Source organism: Gemmatimonadaceae bacterium (assembly GCA_016720905.1).
Classification (GTDB): domain Bacteria; phylum Gemmatimonadota; class Gemmatimonadetes; order Gemmatimonadales; family Gemmatimonadaceae; genus Gemmatimonas.
In genome coordinates, this window is sequence record JADKJT010000003.1 from 128877 (window position 1) to 145666 (window position 16790).

The window sequence follows — 16790 nt, forward strand, 5'->3', positions numbered from 1 at the left end:
CATGAACGCCATCAATACCCAGTCGTCGTCGCCCGCAGACAACGCCAAACGGCCAATGTTTGCACCAGAGATTGTGCGCCGCGCCATTGTCGACGCATTCCGCAAGCTCGATCCGCGACTGATGGTGAAGAACCCGGTGATGTTCGTGGTGCTGGTCGGTTCGGTCTATACGACCATCGTGTTGCTTCGAGACGTCGCGTCGGGCATGTTTGGCATCGGCTTTCTGCTGCAGCTGGCCATCTGGCTCTGGTTCACCATGCTGTTCGCCAACTTCGCTGAAGCCATGGCCGAAGGGCGTGGCAAGGCCCAGGCCGACACCCTGCGCAAGAGCCGCACGCAGACGTCGGCGCGCAAGCTGGGGTCGAGTGAGGCGTTGCATGGCCGCGTGGACACCGCACGGGTTACCGAGGTGCCGGCACCGTCATTGCGGCGCGATGACCGGGTGTTGTGCCTGCCGGGCGACGTGATCCCGGGAGACGGTGAGGTCGTGGAAGGCGTCGCCTCGGTGGATGAAAGCGCCATCACCGGCGAGAGCGCCCCGGTCATTCGCGAGAGCGGCGGTGACCGCTCGGCGGTGACCGGCGGCACGCGGGTGCTGTCCGACTACCTCGTCATTCGCATCACGGCGAATCCCGGCGAGACGTTCATCGATCGCATGATCGCGCTCGTCGAAGGCGCATCGCGCCAGAAGACGCCAAACGAGATCGCGCTGACCATCCTGCTGTCGGGGTTGACGCTGGTCTTCGTGCTCGCGGTCGCCACACTGCAACCCTTCGCGATCTACGCACAGTCGCCGGTGGCGATTCCGGTGCTGATTGCGCTGCTGGTGTGTCTGATTCCCACCACCATCGGGGGCCTGCTCTCGGCTATTGGCATCGCCGGCATGGACCGACTCATTCAGCAGAACGTCATCGCGATGAGTGGTCGCGCCGTCGAAGCGGCGGGTGATGTGAACACCTTGTTGCTCGACAAGACCGGCACGATCACTCTGGGCAACCGCCAGGCGGCCTCGTTCATGCCCGTGTATGGGGTCGAGGAACGGACCCTCGCGGACCGGTCGCAGCTGTCGTCGCTCGCCGACGAAACGCCTGAGGGGCGCAGCATCGTGGTGCTGGCCAAGGCGCAGTTCGCTCTCAGGGGTCGCGAGGTCGGCGACGCCACGGGACACAGCGGCATGGAGTTCGTGCCATTCTCGGCCTCCACGCGCATGAGCGGCGTCAACCTGTCGGACGGCCGTCAGCTTCGGAAAGGCGCTAGCGACATGATCGTGCGCTGGGTGCGGGAACACGGCGGCACATCGCCGGCCGACCTCGAACGGCTCATCGAGAAGGTCGCGCGCGAAGGTGGGACACCGCTGGCGGTCGCCGAGCGGGACAACGCCGGCGCGCGCGTGCTGGGAGTGATCTACCTCAAGGATATCGTGAAGGGTGGCATGCGCGAGCGGTTCGATCGGTTGCGCGCGATGGGCATCCGCACGGTCATGATTACCGGCGACAACCCGCTCACGGCGGCGGCCATCGCTCAAGAAGCTGGTGTCGACGACTTCCTCGCTGAAGCGACGCCGGAAGACAAGATGTCGCTTATCAAACGGGAACAGGCGGGCGGGCACCTGGTCGCCATGACCGGCGACGGCACCAACGATGCCCCCGCCCTCGCGCAGGCCGATGTGGGCGTGGCCATGAACACCGGCACGCAGGCGGCCAAGGAAGCCGGCAACATGGTGGACCTCGACTCGAATCCCACCAAGCTGATCGAGATCGTCGAGATCGGCAAGCAGCTGCTCATGACGCGCGGCTCGCTCACCACCTTCTCGATTGCCAACGACGTGGCGAAGTACTTCGCGATCATTCCCGCCATCTTCGTCACCATCTACGGCGTACAGGGCGCGCTCGAGCCACTCAATGTCATGCGGCTGCATTCACCCGAGAGTGCCATTCTCGCGTCGGTGATCTTCAACGCGCTCGTGATCGTTGCGCTCATTCCGCTGGCACTGCGCGGCGTCAAATACCGTCCCGCCTTGGCAGGGACCGTGCTTCGTCGGAATCTCCTCGTGTACGGCGTCGGTGGGTTGATCGTGCCATTTGTGGGGATCAAACTCCTTGACATCCTGCTCGTCACCCTGCGGCTCGTCTGAGTCGCGCTTCACACAGGGAACTGCAATGCTACACGAAAACATCCGACCGGCGCTGGTACTCACGTTGGTGCTGTGCGTGCTCACCGGTCTCATCTACCCGGGGCTGGTCACCGGAATTGCCCAGGTGCTCTTCCCGGCGCAGGCCAACGGGTCGCTGGTCACGGTGAACGGCAAGGTGGTCGGGAGCGCCCTCATCGGGCAGACCTTTTCCAGGCCCGAGTACTTCCATTCGCGACCGTCAGCGGCCGGGGGCGGTTACGATGCCGCCGCGTCGTCGGGCACGAACAAGGGACCGACCGATCGCAAGCTGGCTGACACGCTCATCGGGCACAGAGTCGATTCGGCCGTGGCCGAACTGGGTGTGCAGAAGGGCGCCGTGCCGTCGGATCTGGTGACGGCGAGTGCCTCCGGACTCGACCCGCACATCTCACCCGCCAACGCGCAGCTTCAGGTGGTGCGCGTTGCACGCGCTCGCGGGGTCGATTCGGCGGCCGTGCGCCGGCTGCTGGACGAGCGCACTGAATCACGCCAGTTCGGCGTACTCGGTGAACCGCGCGTGAACGTGCTGTTGCTCAACATCGCGATCGACTCGGCGTTTTTCATGGCGCGCACCAGCGCGACAACGGGTTCCGCCAGATAACTCGACACCTCACTCGGGGCTCACTTCAGATGCGCATCCGCTTTTCCCTTGTTGCCGTAGCGCTGTCACTGACGGTGGCCCCCGTGCAGCACAGCGCCGCCCAGGGCGCGCCCACCGACTCCACGCCGCGCATCACCTTCGGCGGTTTTGTCGACGGCTACTTCGCGTGGGACTTTGGGCGTCCCCCCTCCTTCGATCGTTCGTTTGCGGGTGGCACGACGTTCACCACGCAACCGGCGCGGCACAACGAGTTCAATATCAATCTGGCCTACATCGAGGCGAAGCTGGAGGCCCCGCACTATCGCGGCCGACTGGCGCTGCAGACCGGCACGTCCGTGCAGTCGAACTACGCCGGCGAACCGGCCAGCGGCAGCGTGAGTGGTCCGGCGCTATCGCGCATGATACAGGAGGCCGTGGTCGGCGTGCAGCTTGCGAGTGACCTGTGGGTGGATGGCGGTGTGTTCTACTCGCACATGGGGATGGAAGGCTGGGTATCGCGCGACAGTCCGACGTACACCAGATCGCTGGTGGCCGAGTACTCGCCGTACTACCAGAGCGGCGTGAAGCTCACGTGGACGCCAACGGCGAAGCTGACGGCGCAACTGGACCTCGTGAATGGCTGGCAAAACATCGCCGAGAACAATCGCGGAAAGGGCGCCGGCGTGCGGTTGGATCTGGCCGCCACCAGTGCAACGACGTTCAGCTACTACAACTTCTTTTCGGCCGAAGCGGGCACCCGTTTGCGCTCGTTCAACGGCGTGGGACTCAAGCACACGCAAGGGGCGCTGACGGTGATCGGACAGGTCGACCTGGGGTCGCAGTCGCGTGGTTCGGGCGTGTCCGGATCGTCGACATGGAGCGGATGGACCGCCATCGCGCGCGTGCAAGCCACGCCGCGGGTCGCGCTGTCCGGCCGGGTCGAGGGCTACATCGATGCCGATCAGGTCATCATCGCCACCGGAGTGCACGACGTGAACGGCGCGCCGGCGCCGAATCCTGCATTCCATGGCGTCGGCGGGTCGGCTGGTGTTGACGTGTCGCCGTATGCCAGGGTGCTCTGGCGCACTGAACTGCGCGGGTGGCGGAATAGGCGCGCGCTTTTCCCAGATGGCGCGACCGATATGCCGAGCAGGTCGAATGCCCTGGTGGTCACCTCGCTGGCTCTCACCTTCTGAACGGGTTCTCATGAACGAGACCACGAGCTTTCTCTCGTTCGTCAAACAGCGGGAACGCGGAAAGCTCAAGCTTTACATCGGGTCGGCAGCCGGCGTCGGAAAGACGTATCGGATGCTGCAGGAGGCGCACGACCTCAGGCGTCGAACGCTTGATGTCGTTGTCGGATACGTGGAGGCGCATGGGCGTGCCGAGACGATGGCGCTGATCGGCGACCTTGAGCAGGTCCCCCGCCGGCGGGTGGCCTACCGCGGCGTGGACGTCGAGGAGATGGACGTTGACGCGATTGTCGAGCGTCGGCCGCAGGTGGCGATTGTCGATGAATTGGCGCACACCAACGTGCCGGGGTCGCGCCACGCCAAGCGCTGGGAAGACGTGCGGTTCCTGCTCGACGAGGGGATCAACGTCATATCGGCGTTGAATGTGCAACACCTCGAATCGTTGAACGACGTGCTGGAACGTGAATTGGCGATCAAAGTGCGGGAAACGGTGCCCGACTGGCTGGTGGCGCAGGCGGACCAGGTCGTGAATGTGGATGTGTCCGCTGAAGATCTTCGTCAGCGATTGGCCGACGGCAAGATCTATCACATGGAAAAGGTGCCGGCGGCATTGGCCAACTTCTTCACCGACGACAATCTGAGTACGCTGCGTGAACTCGCCTTGCGCGAAGTGGCCAGTTCGGTGGATCGATCACGCGAGTTGGCCACGCGTCGGGAGTCGCCTCGGACGCAAGCCGCACGGGACGTGGACCGCCTGATGGTCTGCCTCTCCAGCAATCCGTCGCTGTCGCGAGAGCTCCTGCGCAAGGCGAGTCGCATTGCGGGGCGCCTCAATACCGACTGGTTCTGCGTCTACGTGCAGACACCACAGGAGCGTGCCGATCGCATCGACGCGGCCGTGCAGCGACGATTGGTGGACAATCTTCAGCTGGCACAGTCGTTGGGCGCGGAGAACGTCAAACTGATTGGTGAGGACGTCGCCAACGCGTTGGCGCAATTCGCCCGGGAACGTGGCGTGGCGCTGGCGCTCGTGGGACAATCGCGTCGATCGCGCTGGTACCGCCTGCGGCGGCGCTCGGTGGTGGAGCGATTGTTGGAGAACAGCGAGGGGCTGGACGTGCTGGTGGTGTCAGGGGATGAGCCGACGGCGCGTGAGCCGCGTTCGGCCATTCGCGATATGGCCGACGGTGCCCAGTCATGAGCCTGCCTCGGGTTGACCGGATTCCCCAGCGCCTGCGCGCGGCGATCGGCCAGCGTTTGCTGTTGGGGCTGGCGCCCTCGCTCCTCGCCTTGGGGCTGGTGATCGCGTTGGCATACTATGGCGAGATCGGGCGCGAGGCGCCCGAGTTCGTCGTCGCCGGCGCGGCATCACTCGCGGTCATGTCACTGGCACTGACCTGGTGGAACACGCGGTATCTGGTTGGTCGACTGCGCCGGTTGGGACGCAGCGACACTGGAGGCACCACTGCATCGCGTGACCTCGATGAGCTGGATCGGATTGAGCGGGAAGTCGCCCGACTTAACGATGCGCTGATGACCTTGACCCGCGAGCGTGCTGAGGAGGCGGAGCGATTCGCGAAACAACTGGGTGAGCAGGCCACCATGCTGGCCGCCACGTCGCGCGGTGTCGCAGCGCAGGTGGACGACGTCCGACTGCCGCTCCATATCCTGTTGGATGCGCGCTTCGGCGAGCTGAACGAAAATCAGGAAGAATTGCTGTCGGCGGCGCGCAGTGCTGCCGACGGCATGGACGCGGCGCTACGCCGTTTGTCGATGGTAGCGGACGCGGACCGTGATGCGCTGGTGGTGCGGCCTGAGTTCGTCTCGCTGAACGACATTGTCCGAGCCATTCTCCCAATGGTCCGCGCCAGCGCCGATCGTCGGGGGACCCGAATCGATGTCGCCCTGGAACCGGCACTGCCGCGCGTGTGGGCCAATCGTGCGGCATTGGCGGAAGCCATCGCGCTGATCGCCACCATGGCGGTGGAACGTGTCGGCGAGGGTCAGGGGCTCACCATCGGCACCACGCCATCGGCGCGCGAATGCACGATGCATGTCGGCCCCGCCGCCTTGAGCCTGCTGGATGAGCCGTTGGTCATCGCGGCGCAGCGCGTATTGCGTGTGCAGGGTGCCTCGCTGCGGGCGGTGGGACACGCGATTGAAATCGTGCTGCCGCGCGCACCGGCTGCGCCGTCGCGCGACCACTCGTAGCCTCGCCGTCCGGCTAGGCGGGCGGCTTTGCCGAATCCGGCAACGGGGCCGTATCGCGCGGAATGCTGTCTGCGGTGGCAGAATCCCGTTTCGCGCGCGCCGGAGCAATGCGCTTCTTCGGCGTCGGCGATGCCGCCGGCTTCGCAATACTGTCGGTCACGGTTGCTGCACTCCGCAACCGCTCGATGTACGGCATCACCGGTCCGGCAACCGTGCGCGAGACCGATGCAATGGAATCGGACAGGCGGCGTGCCGCACCATCGGCCTGCTTCGCACCATACCAGTACAAGCCATACACAAACGCACCGACCACCAGCAGCGCCGGCACCAGCCGGCGCTTTGGCGCATCCGGCATGCCGATGGGTCGCGCCACCGGCACCTCGCGCGCGGCGGTCGCCGCCTCGATCGGCGGGGTCTTCGACCGGTCGGCCGGTCGCGACACCGTCGGTTGGTCAATGCTTGGCGTGCGCCGAGCCACACCCACGCCGCGTCCCTGCAGCGCGCGACCATACAGCTCCGCGGTCTGCGTCGGGGTCATGAGACTGATGGCGTTGGCGAGTTCGTCGGCGAAGTCGGCGATGCGCGGAAAGCGGTCGGCCGAGTCGGGTGCCAGCGCGCGATCGAAGACCGACTGCAGGGTGACCGGCCACTCAATGTCACTCCGGACGTCGGCCAGTCGACGCGGTCGGCTGGTGAGCCGCAAGATCAGCGAGTCCTTGGCCGACGAGTCGGCAAACGCTTCCTGTCCGGTGAGCGCGGCAAATGCCACCAGCGCCAGGGCGTACTCGTCCGACCGCGCATCCAGCACGTCGCCCGCCAGCTGTTCCGGCGACATGTATTCCGGCGTGCCCACCGCGAATCCAGTGCGGGTGACGCGCGTGGCGCCGCTATCCATGGTGCGCGCAATCCCGAAATCCACCAGCTTGACCAGGTACGTGCCATCCGCCCGCTTGCTGAGCATCAGGTTATCGGGCTTCAGATCCCGATGCAGAATGCCCAGGTCATGCGCCGCCTGCAGGGCATCGGCCGCCTGACCGATCACATCGGCGGCCACCATCGGATGCAGCGCCACTTCACGCGCGAGCGTGGCATGCAGCGACTCGCCCTCGATGAACTCCATGGCCAGATACACCAGACCATCGGTGGTTTCACCGAAATCAAAAATCGACGCGACATTGGGATGCGACAGCTTGCTGGCATTCTCCGCTTCGCGCGTGAAGCGCTGCAGGGCCTCCGCGTCGCCCACCAGCGCCGAGCGCATGATCTTGATGGCGCTCTTGCGCTTCATGCGGATGTGTTCGGCCAGAAACACCTGACCCATCCCGCCTTCACCAACGCGCTTGAGAATGCGATAGCGGTCGGCGATGACCGTGCCGATGAGGATTGAGCCGGAGTCGTGGGTCATGCCGTCGGTCGCCGAGGGTCAGGGTCGGGAAATCGCGTCGCGCCACGGCGCGAAGTCGTCATAGAGACGACGCACCAGTGATTCCGATAACGTGACCCTGGTAATAGCCCCGTCACGCGTCGCGTCGTGCACCAGCAGCTCGATCCTGGGCCATGTGCCGTCCTCGCGCGGAATGAACGACGTGGGGGCCAACGTCGCCACGAACGCGTTGGTCACCGCCTTGCCTGCGGCCAGGTGCGCCGGTCCGTTCACCACGGCGGGAATGCGGGAGGTTGCATCGAGCGACACGGGTGCGCCGTCGCGCAACACCTCCACCGCTGACACATCGCCGCGCTTGATGTCGAACAGCTTTTCCGGCGCATAGGCGGGCCACGGAGCTTTCTCGGTGGTCACTTCCAGCACATACACGGCGCGATGCGACGCGGCCAACGGCGTCCACGCGCTCCACACCTCAATCGGGTCGACGACACTGTACACGGTGCCACCCGGGCCGGTGTTGGCGTTCTTCCAGGCGCGCGCCTGCTCGGCACGCCACACAAACATCGGTGTCGACATGATGACCGCACGCACGTCACCGCTTTTCACCAAGCGCGCCTTGGCGTCAATTCCGCGGCCAATCATGGCCCGCTCGGCGGCTTCCGGGTAACGCGCGCGCACACTGTTGGCCTTGGCAGCGCTGTCGGCGGCAGCCTTCTGTGCACGCTTGGCCGCGTCGCGCCGCACGGAGTCCCGCCGCACGGAGTCGCGCAGCGCTACGCGCCTGCTGCTGTCTGACGCCACGGACATAGGCTTGGCCGCAGGCGGAGTGACAGGAACGGTGGGCGGCGCACTGGCGGCCACCGGCGGTACGCTCACCCGCGCGGTGGTGTCAGCAGGTGCCACCGCAAGCAGGACCGTACTGTCCGCCGCATTGACGCTTTGGCGATCGCGCTGCGTGACGTACAGCGTGGCGGCCACCGACACTGTCACGACACCGCCGATGATGAACGGCCACCGGGCACGCGGCTTGACGGTACCGGTGCCACCCGTGCCGCCATTGGCGGATGTCCCGTCCGTCGACGTCGATGTCACGGCGGTCGCGCCCGTACGCGACACCGCCTCGCGCGCACCGGACTGCGTGCGCATGGTGGCCAGTTGACCGCTGGGCGTGCGCAGCGACTCGAGATCGCTGTGCGGCGTGCGCGCGGCCACATTGGCCACACGCATATCCAGCGCGCGTCGATACAGTTCGGCGGTTTGCGAGGGCGTCATGCCGCTGATGGCTCCCGACAGCGCATGGGCAAAATCCGACACCGTGGCGTACCGATCGGACGGCTCAGGGGCCAGCGCGCGATCAAACACTTCCTGCAGCGTGTCGGGCCACTGCACGTCCTGCTTGGCGTTCTGCAGGGTCTGCGGTCGACTGGTGAGACGCGCGATCAGCGATTCCTTGGACGACTCGGCGGGGAACGCCTGTTTGCCGGTCAGCGAGAAGAATGCCACCAACGCCAGTGAATACTGATCGCTGCGCGCGTCCAACGTGTCGCCGGCCAACTGCTCCGGCGACATGTACTGCGGCGTGCCCACGGCAAATCCGGTGCGCGTGACCTTCTGGTCGCTGCCGTCCATGGTGCGCGCAATGCCGAAGTCCACCAGCTTCACCAGGTACGTGCCGTCGGCACGTTTGCCCAGCATGATGTTGTCGGGTTTGATGTCGCGATGCAGCATGTTCAGGTCGTGCGCAGCCTGCAGGGCGTCAGCCGCTTGCCCCAGGATGTCCGCCGCCACGTCGGGGTGCAGCGCCGCCGACTCCTGCAGTTTGCCGGCCAGGGAGTAGCCGTCCACATACTCCATGGCGAGATACACCACCCCGTCGGCCGTCTCACCGAAGTCGAAGATGGCCGCGATGTTCGGGTGCGACAGCTGGCTGGCGTTCTCCGCTTCCCGCGTGAACCGCTGGAGGGCTTCCACTTCACCCACCAGCGACGGGCGCATGATCTTGATGGCGCTCTTGCGCTTCATGCGCACGTGTTCGCCGAGATACACCTGGCCCATGCCGCCTTCGCCTATGCGCGAGACGATGCGATACCGTTCGGCGATGACCGTGCCGATCAGGTCCGTCGGCTGGCCGCCGCGCACCAGACGTGTGCCGTCGGTCGCGCAGAATGCGACGGCATCGTCGTACGTCTCACCGCAACGGGGGCAGATTTTCGTCCGGGACACGCGGTGCGCGAGTGGAGGCTGGAGTGGCGAAGGCGCCACCGGACCGTAGGGAAACCGTACGTAAAGTAGCGCAGAGGCGTTACGTTGGGGTATGACTCGCTTTCTACGGAATTCCCGACGCCTGCGCCTCGTGGCACTGGCAACGGCGCTGCTTCCCGTCGCGCTGTTGGCGCAGGGCGGCAATGCGTGGGCCCGCGCCGGCACACAGGGTGACTTTGTGGTGCGCGACTATCGCTTCACCACAGGCGAAGTCCTCCCCGAGTTGCGCCTGCACTACACCACGCTGGGCACGCCGCGCAAAGACGCGCGCGGCATCGTGCGCAACGCGGTGATGATCCTCCATGGGACCGGAGGGACCGGGCGCGGTTTTCTCAGCGGCACGTACGCCGGGCAGCTGTTTGGCCCCAGCCAACTGCTGGACAGCGCCAAATACTTCATCGTGCTGCCCGACGGGATCGGGCATGGCGGGTCCAGCAAACCCAGCGACGGACTGCGGGCCAAGTTTCCGCGGTACACGTACGACGACATGGTGGACGCGCAGTTCCGGCTGTTGACGCAGCATCTGGGTGTCAATCACCTGCGGCTCATCATGGGCACGTCCATGGGGTGCATGCATGGCTGGGTGTGGGGCGAGACGCACCCGGACTTCATGGACGGCCTCGCGCCGTTCGCCTGCGTGCCCGCCCAGATTGCCGGCCGCAATCGCATGATCCGCACCATGGCCATGGATGCCATTCGCGATGATCCCGCGTGGCAGGGTGGCAACTACACCACTACGCCACCGGGCCTCAAGGCCGCCCAGATGATGCTGTACATCATGTCCAGCGCGCCGCTGGTGCAGCAGCGGCAGGCGCCCACGCGCGACGCGGCCGACAGTGTGATCCGCGCGTATCTGGATGGCCGCATGCGGTCCACCGACGCCAACGACTTTCTCTATCAGTTCGACGCGTCGCGCGACTACGATCCGTCAACCCGGCTCGATCGCATCACGGCGCCCGCCCTGTATATCAATTCGGCCGACGATCAGGTGAACCCGCCGGAACTCAAGATGGCCGAGCTGTATGCGGCCAGGATGCCGAAGACGCGATTCATCATGCTGCCGATTTCCGACCAGACGCGAGGCCATGGCACGCATTCGCTGCCCAGCGTGTGGGGCGGCTACTTGCGCGAGTTCCTGTCGTCGCTGGCTGAACGATGACGTTTGCTCGCGCCGCGCTGGGCACCTTGCTGTGGCGCGCACTGCGATTGCGCTGCCCGCATTGCGGTGGCAAGGGGCTGTTCTCGAACTTCGTCACGATCAAGACACACTGCCCAAGCTGCGGTTTGCGGTTGGAACGCGGAGAAGCGGACTACTTCGTCGGCGCGTATCTGTTCAACCTGATCGCGGTGGAGCTCATCCTGTTCTTCTGCGTGTGCGGCTTCGTGTATGTCACGTGGCCCGACCCGCCATGGGACCTGATCACCTACGTCACGGCCGCCTTGATGCTGTCCGGATGCATTATTTGCTACCCATTCTCAAAGACCACCTGGCTCGCCGTGGATATCGCCATCCGGCCATTGTCCCCCGAAGAGCTGAATTGGCATGCGGCGTCGGGTGAGATGGGAGAACGGGAGCTGCCGCACCTGTAGTGCAACAGCTCCCGTCCGTCCCTTCGTCCGTCGTGCTTACTTCTCGGCGATAATCAGGTAGCGCGTGGTTGCCCAGAACTTGGCCGGATCGGTGATGCGGATGGACTCGCCGCGGAACGAACCGTCCTTTTCCTTCTTGGCGACTTCGATGAGGCCGACATCATGCCGCGACACAATGCGGTACGGCCGGTCTGCGCGCGGCAGCGGAATGGTGAGCACCTCGCGACGGTCACCGCGGGTGAAACGGGCCTCGTCAAGCGAGCGGGCCGGCACCAGCGTCTTGCCCAGCTTGACGATGAGCAAACCGCGCGAGCCACCTTCTTCGGTGACAAGGCCGTCGGCCAGCAACTGACGCCGCGTGCCAACCACGTAGTAGACCTTGTTCTCGCGCACGTCCATCGCCTTCACGGTGTCAGTCAGGACCGCCTTTTCGGCCGTCAACTGCGCGTTCTGCGTCCGCAGCATCTTCACCTCTTCCTGGAACGCCACGATTTCCTTCTCGCGGTTGGCGAGACGCGTGTTCAGGTCGGCCAGCAACGTCGCGGTCGCACCCGAGTCGGCGCGCATGGTCTTCATGGAGTCCATCATCGAGCGAACCTGCGCCTGCCGGGCATTCAGTCGCTGGCGCATCTGCGTCAGGCGGGCCAGAATGTCCTTCTTGGCGTCGGCCGCTTCGGTCTTGCCGGACTCGTCGCTCTTGTTCACCGTGACTTTCGACGTCAGGCCGCGAACCTGTCGCAGCTCGGCGTCCACCTGATCGGCGAACTTGGTGGCTTCCACCACCTGGTTGAGGGCGCGGTCCTTTTCAGCCGAGGCGCTCTGCATCACACTCTGTAGCGAGTCGCGCTGAGCGCTCGCGCTGGCCAGTTCCGCCGACAGCGAGTCGGCGCGGGCCTTGGAAGCCGTATCCGTGCAGGCTGTCGCGGCGGCGCCAAGGACGACACAGGCGACGGCCAGCAGCGCACGGTTGCGAAAATTGGTTGCGGGCATGGTATTGGGGATGGGGGGACTAACTCGAGGAACGTATGGGCCTTTGGCATCGCATGAAAGTGCGCTACGTCACGCTTCCCGAATTCGATAGTGTCCTGGGTCACACATTTCGGCTGGCCCTGGCACTGGTCGTCTGGGTCGGATCGACCGGTTGTCACAGGCCAACACCCGTCATACCCCACGCCGAGGGAATGTCTTCCCCGTTGGACGCGCCTCCACTGGAATCGGTGTGGGTCCGGCTTCCGCCCTCAGCTGCCGATGCCCCCGAAGTGATTCGGCAGGCGATGCACAACACGGGACTCCAGACGTCGGCTGAGAGTCGCCAGCACCAGTGGGTTCGGGCGAGCCTGGGCGGCGTGTGGGAGGATCCGTACCGGTATCGCCAATGGCACATCGTGGCGAACTACGGAGCTGACAGCACTGCTCCGGGGACGATTGTCGTCGTGCGGGCGGTTGAGCAGTTCACGTCGTACCTGACCACGCTCAATCGACCGACCAATGCGAGTGCCCCGACCGGAGCGGGGTTTACCCGCACCCGCTTTGTGAACGACGCGGCGGTTGGTGATGCGCGGGCCGTCTGGGTGCAGGTGGAGCAGCTGGCGCTGTCGCTGTCAGATCGGGGCGGGGTGATGTTGACGGACCTGTCCAGACGACGAAAGCGCACCGAGGTCGGGCCGCCGTAGGGGTGAGCCGGCGAGGGGAGAACCCAGTCCTGCCCTCGCCGGCTCGCCCCTCTGGCGCTCGACGCTTCTGTTGCTGGCCCCTCAGTCCCTCGCCGCTCCCACTCCTCAGCCAGAAGCGTCAAGGCACTCTGCACAGCGTGCGCTAACCCCACCCTCGCACCCTGTACAGCAGCGTCGCCGCGATCTCATACAGCACGTCCTGAAAGGCCAGCCGACGATTCTCGCTGCGATTGAGCGCGTTCAACGAATAGTCGCGCGACTCGGCCGGACGACACTCGACGGCGATGCCCACGGTCTCGAGAGCCGCGCAGGCCCGGTGTGTGTGCATCGGCGAGGTGACCACCGCGACGCGTCGCCACCCATGTGTGCGGGCCAGCGCCGCGAAGGCCAGCGCTTCGTCGCGCGTACTGTGCACGTCGCGCACCAATCGCAGGGACAGCTCGGGTGCCATCAGCGCCACGAGGGCGCGTTGATCGGCCTCGGACGACGCCGGTGGGTGACGATCTTCCTGGACGACCACCGACAGCGCGAGTTCGACAATCGCGCGCCGCTTCGCCAGTGACACCCCGGACAGTAAACGATCCAACGCCTGGCCAGTGATGCGTCCGTCATCGGTGAGTCCCCCCGACAACACCACCACCGCATCAACGGGCGCGGCCCCTTCGGCATCGGCGCGCACGAAGCGTGAAACCATCGGTCGCACGATCGGTGTGAACATCACCAGCATCAACCCGGCCACCAGCAGTCCGTTGGCCAGCCACAGCAGGGCACCCCATGCCGTCGGCCCCAGCAACGCGCCGCCGCCCAGCGCCAGTACGTGCAGCATCCAACGGGGCATGCCAAGCGTGCCCCACACCCCCAGCAGGTCGGCCACTGCCACGACGCCGACGGCCACTGTTGCCCCGCACAACCGCACCATCCAACCGGGGGCGCGAACACCGACTTCGGCGCCGCGCCCCCGCAGAAACACGTCCCGCCCCGTCATGCGGTCACTGCTTGTCCTGCGTGACGCGCGCGCCCGTGGGCGGTTGCTGGTATTTGTCAAACCAGCTGCGCAGGTACAGTTGCGTGCGCAGGAAATTGGACGGTGTGGAACTGGTGCCGTGCCACTCGTTGTTGAAGCGCACCATGGCGGTGGGCACCTTGCGAATCTTGAGCGCTTCGTAGAACTCCTCGGTCTGGCCGATGGGCGTGCGCAAATCGTTCACGCCGGTCATCAGCATGGTGGGCGTCTTCACGTTGCCCACGTACATCAGCGGCGACCGCTTGAGATGTTCGCTGGGATCTTCCCAGGGGAACTTGGCGAAGTTGTAGTACCAGCCGGCCCCATCGGTGTTGCCCACGAAACTGATCCAGTCAATCACCGGGCACAGCGATGCCGCCGCGGCAAATCGATCGGTGTGACCGACGGTCCATGCGGTGAGCACGCCGCCGCCCGAGCAGCCGTAGACGTACAGCCGGTTCGTGTCCACGTACCCGCGATTCACCACTGAATCGACCCCGGCCATGAGATCGTTGAAATCCTTGCCGGGATAGGCATTCTTGATGGCGTTGCCGAACGCCGAGCCGTAGCCAGTCGATCCGCGCGGATTCGTGTACAGCATCACGTAGCCATTCGACACGTGATCCTGCCGCGAGAAGTTGAATCCGACATTGTACATCGAGTGCGGACCACCGTGAATCTCGAGCATCAGTGGATACTTCTTCTTCGGATCGAAATCGGCCGGTTTCACAATCCATCCCTGCACCTTGTATCCATCCACCGAGGTGTACCAGATCTCCTCGGTGGTGGCCAACTGCTTGCCGGTCAGCACATCACCATTCACGTCCGTCAGTTGCTTGATGGCCGGCGTGCGCACGTCGAACGTCACGATGTCGTTGGGCTTCTGCGGACTCGTGGCCACCCCAACCGCCATGAAGTTGCGGTTGATGTCGCTGGTGCTGAGCACATGCGCCCCTTTGGTCACGGCGCGCACGTCACCCTTCACCGACGTGAAGTACAAGTTGCGTGACCCTTCATTCTCGGCGGTGAAGTAGATGCCGCTGCCATCGGGTGCCCAGATCATGCCGCTGGGCGAACGATCGAGCTTCTCGGTGAGGGCGTGCGAATTGCTCCCGTCGGCGTCCATCACATAGAGAATGGCATCCTTCCAGGTGGCGTCGGTGCTGTCGTACCCCGTGTAGGCAATCAACTTGCCATCGGGTGACGGCACCGGGTTATTGTCGGGCCCTTTGCGCCGCGTGAGCTGCGCAATCGTGCCGGTGTTCACGTCAACCTTGTAGATCTCCGATTCGCGCCACGCGTACTCCGAGTCCTTCGTGCGCAACGACGTGAATACGAAGCTCTTGCCATCCGGCATCCACGTCGTGCCGTTTGCCGCCCAATCACCCGACGTGACCTGGCGCGGCGTCCCACCGTCAGCCGCGACGGTGAACAGTTGACGCAGACCGTCTTCGAGGAATCCCTGGCGGTCGGCGCGGTATTTCACCTTGGTGACGACGCGCGGCGGCTCGGTCCATTTGGCGCCACGTGGTGCCGCCGGCATGGCGATGCGCCAGCTGTCCGTGCCGCGCACCAGCATGCCAAACGCAATCGTCTTGCCGTCGGGCGCCCACTCGATATCGGCGGGCGACTCGGTGAGACGCGTGATTTGGGTGGTGGCCCCTTCGGCATCCATGTACCGCACCCACAGCTGCGGGCCCCCCGGCTCACCCGGTGCGACGAAGGCGATGCGCGATCCGTCGGGTGCCCATTTGGCGTCGGCCCCCTTCACCAGAAACCGATTCTTCGTGCCGTCAGCGTTCATCAACCACACCGACGACTCGCGCTTGTCGTTCAGCTTGTCGATCCAGGTACGGGTGTACAGGATCTGCTTGCCATCGGGCGACAGGGCGGGATTGGCCACGTCCTCCCAGTCGAAATAGTCGGCGATGGTGAGTCGATTCGCCGCCGGCTGCGCGGGAACCTGCGCGAACGCCTGAGTCGACGCGAGTGACAGCGGTACGCCAATGAGTGCCGCGAACGCGCGGCGAAGGGCAGGGTGGTGCATGGAGGACCTCCGATGGGCGAGGGAGTTGCGGCCAGGCGAAGCTGGCGAAACCCGTGGTCCTCTATGCTGCGCCTTAGCGCAGCGTATCCGCAATAGCGAGCAGACTGTCGCGAAGCGTGAAACGGGATCCATCCACCAGCCGGCGGACGCCCTTCCACTGCTTGATGAGCGGGGACCGACCGGTCAGCGTGGTCTCGATCACCTGATGCTTGGAGGTGCTGGCATGCACCATCCGTCCATCGCCCACGTAAATGCCGATGTGCGAAATGGTCTTGCCCCGGCCAAACGTGAGCAGGTCACCCGGCTTGAGTGCCGCGAGATCACGGGGGATTTCCTGCCCCATTCTGGCCTGTTGACGCGCGGTGCGCGGCAGGATCACGTCGAGCGCGCTCATCACGTACTTCACCAGCCCGCTGCAATCGAGCGCACGATTGGGGTGGTGCCCCCAAGCTTGTAGCGCGTGCCGATTTGCCCGCGAGCCATGGCCACCACGCTGTCGCGCAATGCCGAGGCCGAGGCGCTGAAGGCGGCGAATGGCTTTTTCGAGTCAACCGTCTGTGCTTCGGCGCGCGACACCCCCGCGACAAGCGCGGCGGCGAGGCAGAGCGGCACGAAGTGACGGCGAGAAAGGGCCACGCGACAGGTCGGGTGCGGGTGGGCTGAACGTTGGGACC

General features: G+C 65.1%; 14 protein-coding genes. 8 read left to right on the forward strand and 6 right to left on the reverse strand.

The genetic code is table 11. The annotated features are described in order from the left end of the window. The first annotated feature begins 1 nt into the window (after window position 1). Genes kdpB through IPP90_05025 form a run of 5 tightly spaced genes read left to right on the forward strand, consistent with a single transcriptional unit; the run spans window position 2 to window position 6157 of the window. A complete protein-coding gene (gene kdpB, locus IPP90_05005) occupies window positions 2–2134 on the forward strand; it encodes a potassium-transporting ATPase subunit KdpB (protein ID MBL0170080.1) in 2133 nt (710 codons plus the stop codon). Window positions 2135–2159: 25 nt separating this feature from the next. Then, entirely contained in the window at window positions 2160–2774 is a 615-nt protein-coding gene (gene kdpC / locus IPP90_05010) for a potassium-transporting ATPase subunit KdpC (GenBank protein MBL0170081.1), read from the forward strand. A 29-nt stretch (window positions 2775–2803) separates the two neighbouring features. Next, window positions 2804–3949, forward strand: a complete 1146-nt coding sequence (locus IPP90_05015; GenBank protein ID MBL0170082.1) for a porin — start codon at window positions 2804–2806, stop codon at window positions 3947–3949. Between the two features lie 10 nt (window positions 3950–3959). Continuing rightward, window positions 3960–5147 (forward strand): universal stress protein, encoded by a 1188-nt coding sequence (locus IPP90_05020; protein ID MBL0170083.1) that lies wholly within the window; start codon window positions 3960–3962, stop codon window positions 5145–5147. Continuing rightward, window positions 5144–6157, forward strand: coding sequence for a hypothetical protein (locus IPP90_05025; protein MBL0170084.1), 1014 nt, complete (start codon window positions 5144–5146; stop codon window positions 6155–6157). Before IPP90_05020 ends, IPP90_05025 begins: the two co-directional genes overlap by 4 nt. A 13-nt stretch (window positions 6158–6170) precedes the next feature. Here the strand turns inward: IPP90_05025 and IPP90_05030 are convergent, their stop codons facing one another. Further along, window positions 6171–7562 carry a protein kinase gene (locus IPP90_05030; protein MBL0170085.1) on the reverse strand — a complete coding sequence of 464 codons (1392 nt, stop codon included), beginning with the start codon at window positions 7560–7562 and terminating at the stop codon, window positions 6171–6173. Window positions 7563–7580: 18 nt separating this feature from the next. Next, the gene (locus IPP90_05035) at window positions 7581–9764 is read right to left on the reverse strand and encodes a serine/threonine protein kinase (protein ID MBL0170086.1); all 2184 of its coding nucleotides are present in this window, start codon (window positions 9762–9764) and stop codon (window positions 7581–7583) included. 91 nt (window positions 9765–9855) lie between these two features. Between IPP90_05035 and IPP90_05040 the strand changes: the two genes are divergently transcribed. Both IPP90_05040 and IPP90_05045 read left to right on the forward strand, forming a co-directional pair. After that, window positions 9856–10962: an alpha/beta fold hydrolase gene (locus IPP90_05040; GenBank protein MBL0170087.1), complete on the forward strand. Its 1107-nt coding sequence runs from the start codon at window positions 9856–9858 to the stop codon at window positions 10960–10962. Continuing rightward, window positions 10959–11393 carry a DUF983 domain-containing protein gene (locus IPP90_05045; GenBank protein ID MBL0170088.1) on the forward strand — a complete coding sequence of 145 codons (435 nt, stop codon included), beginning with the start codon at window positions 10959–10961 and terminating at the stop codon, window positions 11391–11393. Before IPP90_05040 ends, IPP90_05045 begins: the two co-directional genes overlap by 4 nt. Window positions 11394–11429: 36 nt before the next feature. On the opposite strand, the gene IPP90_05050 is transcribed toward IPP90_05045, so the two are convergent. After that, window positions 11430–12383, reverse strand: coding sequence for a hypothetical protein (locus IPP90_05050; protein MBL0170089.1), 954 nt, complete (start codon window positions 12381–12383; stop codon window positions 11430–11432). A gap of 191 nt (window positions 12384–12574) precedes the next feature. On the opposite strand from IPP90_05050, the gene IPP90_05055 reads away from it, so the two are divergent. Continuing rightward, window positions 12575–13066, forward strand: a complete 492-nt coding sequence (locus IPP90_05055) for a hypothetical protein (protein MBL0170090.1) — start codon at window positions 12575–12577, stop codon at window positions 13064–13066. A gap of 142 nt (window positions 13067–13208) precedes the next feature. Here IPP90_05055 and IPP90_05060 read toward each other — a convergent pair whose 3' ends face one another. From IPP90_05060 to IPP90_05070, 3 genes are all read right to left on the reverse strand, one after another. Further along, window positions 13209–14051, reverse strand: a complete 843-nt coding sequence (locus tag IPP90_05060; protein ID MBL0170091.1) for a YdcF family protein — start codon at window positions 14049–14051, stop codon at window positions 13209–13211. 4 nt (window positions 14052–14055) lie between these two features. Beyond that, window positions 14056–16116: a S9 family peptidase gene (locus IPP90_05065; protein ID MBL0170092.1), complete on the reverse strand. Its 2061-nt coding sequence runs from the start codon at window positions 16114–16116 to the stop codon at window positions 14056–14058. A gap of 73 nt (window positions 16117–16189) precedes the next feature. Then, window positions 16190–16651, reverse strand: coding sequence for a C40 family peptidase (locus IPP90_05070; GenBank protein MBL0170093.1), 462 nt, complete (start codon window positions 16649–16651; stop codon window positions 16190–16192). Window positions 16652–16790: the final 139 nt, after the last annotated feature.